The sequence below is a fragment of the Cryobacterium sp. MP_M3 genome, from assembly GCF_015752155.1.
In the GTDB taxonomy this organism is placed as follows: Bacteria; Actinomycetota; Actinomycetes; order Actinomycetales; family Microbacteriaceae; genus Cryobacterium.
The window spans coordinates 1-7,204 of sequence record NZ_JADOVI010000035.1 but is presented as its reverse complement, the minus strand read 5'-3'; the positions used below and the strand labels follow the sequence as shown (position 1 = coordinate 7,204).

5 protein-coding genes and 1 pseudogene are annotated in these 7,204 nt (G+C 62.7%); 5 read left to right on the top strand and 1 reads right to left on the bottom strand.

Going from position 1 to position 7,204, the window contains the following annotated elements:
- The 4 genes and pseudogenes from IWX89_RS18090 to IWX89_RS18690 all read left to right on the top strand — a co-directional run.
- Positions 1-105, top strand: a pseudogene (locus IWX89_RS18090) (IS3 family transposase); the annotation flags it as partial.
- A 110-nt stretch (positions 106-215) separates the two neighbouring features.
- Positions 216-3,281, top strand: coding sequence for a Tn3 family transposase (locus tag IWX89_RS18085; RefSeq protein ID WP_196904925.1), 3,066 nt, complete (start codon positions 216-218; stop codon positions 3,279-3,281).
- A 1,868-nt stretch (positions 3,282-5,149) separates the two neighbouring features.
- A complete protein-coding gene (locus IWX89_RS18080; protein ID WP_196904924.1) occupies positions 5,150-5,752 on the top strand; it encodes a recombinase family protein in 603 nt (200 codons plus the stop codon).
- A gap of 4 nt (positions 5,753-5,756) precedes the next feature.
- Positions 5,757-6,437 carry a transposase gene (locus IWX89_RS18690; RefSeq protein ID WP_307836625.1) on the top strand — a complete coding sequence of 227 codons (681 nt, stop codon included), beginning with the start codon at positions 5,757-5,759 and terminating at the stop codon, positions 6,435-6,437.
- 332 nt (positions 6,438-6,769) lie between these two features.
- On the opposite strand, the gene IWX89_RS18685 is transcribed toward IWX89_RS18690, so the two are convergent.
- The gene (locus tag IWX89_RS18685) at positions 6,770-6,907 is read right to left on the bottom strand and encodes a hypothetical protein (protein WP_231383485.1); all 138 of its coding nucleotides are present in this window, start codon (positions 6,905-6,907) and stop codon (positions 6,770-6,772) included.
- An 83-nt stretch (positions 6,908-6,990) separates the two neighbouring features.
- On the opposite strand from IWX89_RS18685, the gene IWX89_RS18070 reads away from it, so the two are divergent.
- A complete protein-coding gene (locus IWX89_RS18070) occupies positions 6,991-7,164 on the top strand; it encodes a hypothetical protein (RefSeq protein ID WP_196904923.1) in 174 nt (57 codons plus the stop codon).
- The last annotated feature ends 40 nt before the right edge of the window (positions 7,165-7,204 follow it).

Sequence of the window (7,204 nt, the reverse complement as noted above, 5' to 3'; positions counted from 1 at the left end):
CTGATCGCGCGGATTCAGCACTTCTTCGAGGAGTCCGACGGCACCTACGGCTATCGGCGCATCCACGCCGACCTCGCGGCCGAGCAGACTGAGTGGGGGGTTGAGCCGCATTGGAACGGTCAGTCACGTTTAGGTGCCTGTTGGGCGTGAGTTGGCGTGATTGGTCGTTCCGATGGGGCTCGTTTTGCGGTTCCTTCGGGGCGTAGGGTCGTCAGATGCCGGTGGAGTTTCTGACTGATGATGAGGTCGCTGCGTACGGGCGGTTTACTGATGCGCCGTCGCGCACGGATCTGGAACGCGTGTTCTTCCTCGACGACGAGGATCGGGCCCTGGTCGGTGTCCGGCGTGGTGAGCAGTCTCAGCTCGGGTTCGCGTTGCAGCTGGTCACGGTCCGCTGGCTCGGGACGTTCCTGGAAGACCCTGTGGATATGCCTGTCGCGGTGGTGGACTTCGTCGCTGAGCAGTTGGGGGTTGACGATACGTCCCGTGTGGGGGAATACACCAGCCGACGTACGACGGCGTTTGAGCATCAGCTGCTCATCCGCCGCGAGTACGGGTGGGTGGACTTCACGGTCATGGAAGCAGACTTCGTCAGGTGGGTGTCTGCGCGGGCCTGGACATCGGGTGACGGGCCGAAGGCGATCTTCGCCGACGCGTTGGGCTGGTTGCGACGGCACAAGGTGCTCCTTCCCGGGGTCACCACCCTGGCGCGTCTGATCGCCCGGCTCCGCCAGGAGGCCGCCGAACGGTTATGGGGCGAGTTGGAGGTGTTGGTCACCAGCAGCCAACAGTATGTCCTGGAGCAGTTGTTGGAGATCCCGCCCGGGTCGCGGGTCTCGGTCCTCGAGCGGTGGCGCAAAGGAGTGACACCGCGCGCTTCGGGTCCGTCGATCATCAAGGCATTGGACCAGGTCGCTGAGGTCACCGGTCTGGGGCTGGCCCGGGTTGGCATGGAGGACATGGTGCCGCAGCAGCGGCTCGATGAGCTCGCGAAGTACGGGATGCGGGCGGATGCCTCGACGCTGCACCGGCACCCCTCCGGCCGCCGAATAGCGACGTTGTTGGCCACGGTGCGACATCTGGAGGGTAAGTCCATCGATGATGCCCTGGAGTTGCTTGACCTATTGATGGTCACCGAGTTGCTGAACAAAGCGCGAAGCGCCTCGGACAAAGACAAAGTCCGCACGCATCCGCGGCTGGCGAAGGCGTCAGCGCGACTCGCCGCCGCGGTGGAAGTGCTGTTCACCGCCGAGGGGTGGGGCGAGCAGGTCCGAATCGGGCAGATCTGGGAGGCCATCGAAGCAGTCGTCTCCCGCGAGCAGGTCCGTGCCGCGTTGATGGTCGTCAGCGAGAACGCGCCTCCCGCTGACGCCGATGAAGGCGATGACTGGCGCGCCGAGCTGGTCAAACGCTTCCCGACAGTGTCGGGGTTCCTGAAGCTGCTGACCCAGGTCATCACCTTCGGTGCCAACGCCGAAGGTGCGCCTGTGTTGGCGGCGATGACAGGGGTGGCGGACGTCTTGGCCCACCGCAGTCGGCTGGCTGCTCCGCTGATCGGCGCGCATCTGATCGAGGTTCCTGTCGTCAGCGGGCCGTGGCGGCGATTGGTGTTCGGGCATCCCGCCTACGAGGGCGGCGCGGTGAACCGGCACGCCTACGCCTTGTGTGTCTTGGAACGGTTTTGGAGATGCCTGAAACGGCGGGAGATTTTCGCGGAGATGTCCACGAAGTGGCGCAACCCGCAGGCTGCGCTCCTGGATGGTGAGCGGTGGCAGGCGATACGGACCGACACGCTCACCGCGCTCGGACTGCCGGAGTCCCCGGATGCGCTCTTGGCCGAGCATGCCCGTACCCTCGATGACACCCTCCGGGAGGTCGGCGGGCGGCTCACGGCCAATGCCGACGCTCGCGTCGATGAGGACGGCAAGATTCACCTCACCGGCCTTAAGGCCGTCGAAGAACCGCCCTCGTTGGTGGACCTACGCTCACGTACCACTGCAATGTTGCCCCGCGTGGAACTGCCCGAGGTGATCCTCGAAGTCATGGGGTGGGTGCCCGGGCTACCGGCAGCGTTCACTGCGGCGTCCGGAGGGCGCGCCCGGATGAGTGATCTGTCGCTGTCGATCGCCGCATGTCTGACGGCGCACTCGTTGAACGTCGGGTACCGGCCGATCGCGAAGAAGGGCGTCCCGGCCCTGGAACGGTCTCGGCTGTCTCACGTCTACCAGAACTACTTCCGCCCGGAGACCCTCTCCGCAGCCAACGTCCCGCTCGTTGACGCGCAGGCCACTCTCCGTTTGGCGCGGGCATGGGGCGGCGGACTGGTCGCGGCCGTGGACGGGATGCGGTTCGTCGTGCCCGTCCCCGCCGCGTTCGCTCGCCCGAACCGGAAGTACTTCGGCTCCAAGAGGGGCATGACCTGGCTGAACGCCATAAACGATCGGGGCATGGGTCGCGGTGCCAAGGTCGTCTCTGGCACCATCCGTGACTCGCTGCACATGGTCGACGTCATCTTCGGCTTCGACGGCGGCGCGCTGCCGGAGATTGTCGTGACCGACACCGGCTCGTACAGCGACCTTGTCTTCGGGCTGCTCGAGCTCCTGGGCATTTCCTACCGCCCGGCCCTGGCTGACTTGCCTGACCAGAAGGGCTGGCGCATCACCACTGGCGCTGACTACGGTCCGCTGGACACCTTCGCCCGCGGCAGGGTTGACCTCGGCAAGATCCGCAGAAACTGGGATGACATCGTCCGCGTGGTCTCCTCGATCTACACCGGCTCGGTGCGCGCGTACGACGTTGTGACGATGCTGCAACGCGACGGACATCCCACCGCGCTTGGCGAGGCGATCGCCGCCTACGGGCGGATCTTCAAGACGCTGCACATCCTGACCTACATCGACGTCGACGAGTCCTACCGACGCGATATCAAAGACATCCGCAATCTCCAAGAGAACCGTCACTCCCTCGCGCGCAAGATTTGCCACGGCAAGAGGGGTGAGCTTTACCATCACTACGAGCGCGGGCTGGAGAATCAGCTGGGTGCTCTCGGCCTGGTCCTGAACTGCGCCACCCTGTGGACCACCCGCTACCTCGACGCCGCCGTCACTCAGCTCCGTGACCAGGACTACCCGATCCGGGAAGATGACCTGGCTAGGCTCTCACCCTTCGTGCATTCCCACCTTGGCGTGCTGGGCACGTACACGTTCGCCACTCCCGACCTCGCCCCCGGCGCCATCCGCGACCTCCGCGATCCCGACGCGCACGAAGACGCCGACGCCTGAAGCCAGCTCTGGGGAGCGGGTGCCGCGAGAACCCTGAATGCGCCCCGCACGTAACGTTCATTCAAACGACCGTCTGCCGAACGCCGACACGACTCCCTCGGGAGCGGTGTGGCTTTTTGATTTTTGTGGCGGGGGTTTTTCGAATCCATTGGCGGTACGGAGACGTACGCCGGATTCTTATTCAACGCCGTCGAGGTATCGATATGACTCGCCTGGCGGGCGAGATGACCGGCTGCAATTCGGATCGCTGCGGCATGCCATGTCCCCCGTAATGCGGACTTACAGGGAAAGGTGGCTGCCGTTAGTGTCAGGCGCAACGCACCACCGATGAGGGGATCGAAATGAAAACATCGAGCGTCCGACGAGGGGCTTCTAGGATTGTAACGGCAATTGTTGTGGCTGCATTTGTGGCGATCGGGACGCTGGTTTCACCTGCCGCAGCTCTCGCAGCCGGGACATCGTCAAGCACGGTCACTGTGTGCGAGGGAAATGCACTGAGCACCCTTGATGCTGCCGGGAACAAGCTCCCTGCAGCGGCTTTCAATCTGATGCTCGACCAGGTGGAACGGATTTGTGGAGGAGCCAGCACGAAAACGGTGACGCCAATGAGCACAGGATACGCCAACGTCGTTGCGTATCTCACCTACCAAAACACTTGGATGGGCATCAACGCGTATGCCAACAGCATCCCCTCCGGAACCCACACGCTGAGTTGCATCTATAGGAATGAGCCTATCTCTGGGTCGTCCGGATCATGGATGTCCTGTGGGTCACCTGTTTCCGGTTCGGCCTCATACCTCACGACTTCAACCACTAGCTTCTGCCCGGTGCCGGGTACGAGATGGCACGCATTCGCGAGCCTGTACAAAGGCAGCGTCTGGAAGCAGGACGATAACAAGTGGAAGGTTGCCGTGTAAGGAGATTCACTGAGGGTCGGTCACAATCAGCCCCCGCTTTGGCCCGTTGAGGCAAGGCGGGGGCTGATGGTGGAGGGGGCCGCTTGCGAGTCGCGAGTGGCATGCTGTTACGCCGCGTGCACGGGCGTCATCGCTCTAGATAGCTGTTTCTAAACCTCGGGGAAACTTGGGATAGGAACTTCGAATTGGACGATTTCCCCTGTCGGTGATTCTGATTCAAATCTAAGAGTCGCTCCCAGCGGTGACGGCCGTGTCCACTCCCATGTCACATCCCATTCCGTTCCGGACCCGGCTGCGCGCGCGATCGGTGATGCGAATAGGTTTCCGGCATCGTCAGTCAAGGTCACCCGAAGGAGATTCATGGCGTCACCAGGTTGGACCGGTGGATTGCCAGCGCCGGAGGCTCCTGTCTCAGCGAATCGTTTTTCGAATCCCTCCCACTCCAGCCAGTAGTTGTTCAGCAACTGCAGAGTCCGGCGGGTTTGCTCGGCTCGTGCGTGCAAGAAAATGCTCGCTGGACTGACATCGACTCGCCACGCGAGGATATCAATACCGTCTACGCATCCAAGCCGAGGGAAAGTTCCAGAAAGAGGGAGTATTGACAATACGCCAACCACGGGGGGTGCTCCAGCGCTCAACCTAGCTTCCATATCTACAACACTCGCAGCGGCGCCCCGTTTGCGCAAGGTGACTATTAGTGCGCAATTGCGGCTATATGGCTGAGCCGCACGGGGTGACGTCCCGCCAAGTGGTGGCGTGTCCTAATGGTTGCGCCATGTTCCTCGTGTGTCGTATTCGTTCGTATTCGCTACGTCGAAATGCGATTTCCACAACGCTGGCTCAAAGACCACCTTTTCGGAGGTCCTCGAATCAGATTTTGTAGCGAAACTCCGGTCCGGATTCTATGCGTCGATTCCCTCAGTGCGAGATGAGTTCCGCTACGGTCAGTTTATGGGTCATCTTCTCGGGTACGCCAGAGTGTCCACCTCCGATCAGGATGCGTCGCTCCAAGTCGACGCGTTGAACGCGGCTGGCTGTTACCGGGTCTTCGTCGACGTCGTCTCGGGCTCGCTCGAGGGCCGGCCCGAGCTCGACAAATTGTTGGACCAGATCCGCCCTGGGGACACGTTGGTGGTGTGGCGGCTCGACCGGCTTGGTCGCTCGATTCGGCATCTCATCGATCAGCTGGCGACTTTAGCTGCGCGGGAGGTCGGCTTCCGATCGCTGCAGGAAACCATTGACACCAACTCGCCTGGCGGACGTCTGGTGTTCCATGTCTTCGCCGCACTCGCAGAGTTCGAGCGTGACCTTATAAAGGAACGAACCAACGCGGGGCTGAAAGCGGCTCGTGCGCGGGGAAGGACAGGCGGCCGGCCGCCACAGTTGACGTCGAACCAGGTGAAAACCGCCAGGCGCATGTATGCGGAGAGAGAGATGACAGTCGCCGCGATCGGCGAGGTCCTGGGCGTCAGCCGCACCACCATTTACCGCACCCTTAAAAGGGACCCCGGCACCACGAAGCGCCGGCAACCGCGGGTCGCCCCCGCAACGTGACCTGGTGGACACGGCGCTGAAGACGAACACCCCTTTTGCGGGTGGGAGCACTCGTGCCGAGGCCCGGTGGGCACTTGTCCGGTTGCACGTGGAGAACGACATCTCGTTGGCCGCCATCGCCCGGGACAGCGGCACGGCGTTGCGGACCCTGGAGCGCTGGCATGCCGCTTACCGGGCGAAGGGTTTCGACGGGCTAAAACCGGCACCGCCTCGCGCCGAGCGCCGGCATCGACTCAAACCAGAACTGGGGCAGTTGATCAAAGGCCTCGCCCTGACACGTCCACGAGATTCCGTCGCTACGATCCACCGCAAAGTGGCGGAGCTATGCCGGAAGCAGGAGTGGCCCGTTCCGTCCTACTCTGTCGTCTGGACGATCGTGCGAGAGATCGATCTTGGGATGGGGGTCCTGGCGTTGGAGGGACCGGTGGCGTACCGGGACAAATATGAACTCGCGCTGCGCCGGCAAGCTGATCTGCCCAATGCGATGTGGCAGGCCGACCACACGATGCTCGACATTCTCATTGTTGCCCCGAACGGCCAACCGGCCAAGCCTTGGCTGTCCGTCATCCTCGACGACAACTCCCGTGCCGCCTGCGGCTACATGGTCTTCCTTGGCGCACCATCGGCTATGAACACGGCGTTGGCGCTCCGGCAGGCGATCTGGCACAAGAGCGAACCTGACTGACCGATGTGAGGCATCCCCGATGTTCTCTATGTCGACCATGGCTCCGAATTCACCAGCGATCAGCTGGTGCAAGTCGCCGCCGACCTGAACTTCGAACTGGTGCACTCCACCACCGCGCGTCCGCAGGGTCGCGGGAAGATTAAAACGATTCTTCGGAACAGTGAACACCGAACTGCTCAGCGTTCTACCCGGCCATCTCGCCGAGGGACAACGCCGTCCCGTCCCGCAGCTGACCCTGGACCAGCTCTACGCGGAATTGCGTCGGCTGATCGTCAGCAACTACAACCACCGCGTCCACAGCGAGACCGGTAAGACCCCGACTGACGCGTGGATCAGCGGTCGACCCCAACCACCAGAACGCGACGATCGGGCTCAACGAGATCCAGGCTGCGCGGACCGCCCAACGACGCCAACATCGACGCGGCGTTAACGAGCGCATCGCCGTTGTCGCCGATTTCCTTCCTGCCCACGGCACCCCTCGGACACCCAACAAACCAGAAGACGAAGCGAAGCGGCCCAAGCAGCGATTGAAAATCTATGAGGAAGACGAGCCATGAGCCCAGAGCAGTTCATCGTCACCAAGGAGCACCGCCGGTTCACCGAGTTCGCCGCCATTCCCCCCCACCGCGCCCGCGACGAATCCATCCGCACCATCGCCGCCGCCGTAGGGGTTGAGCTGCCGCGGATATCTCGGACAGTGGGCCCTCTTAAAATGAGGGTTCACTGAAAGTAGAGATCAGCATGGCCGCAGCACGTAGGCGTTTCAC

Coding starts and splice junctions, on each gene's coding strand:
- IWX89_RS18085 (WP_196904925.1), top strand. CDS start 216: ATGCCGGTGGAGTTTCTGACTGATGATGAGGTCGCTGCGTACGGGCGG.
- IWX89_RS18070 (WP_196904923.1), top strand. CDS start 6,991: ATGAGCCCAGAGCAGTTCATCGTCACCAAGGAGCACCGCCGGTTCACC.
- IWX89_RS18080 (WP_196904924.1), top strand. CDS start 5,150: ATGGGTCATCTTCTCGGGTACGCCAGAGTGTCCACCTCCGATCAGGAT.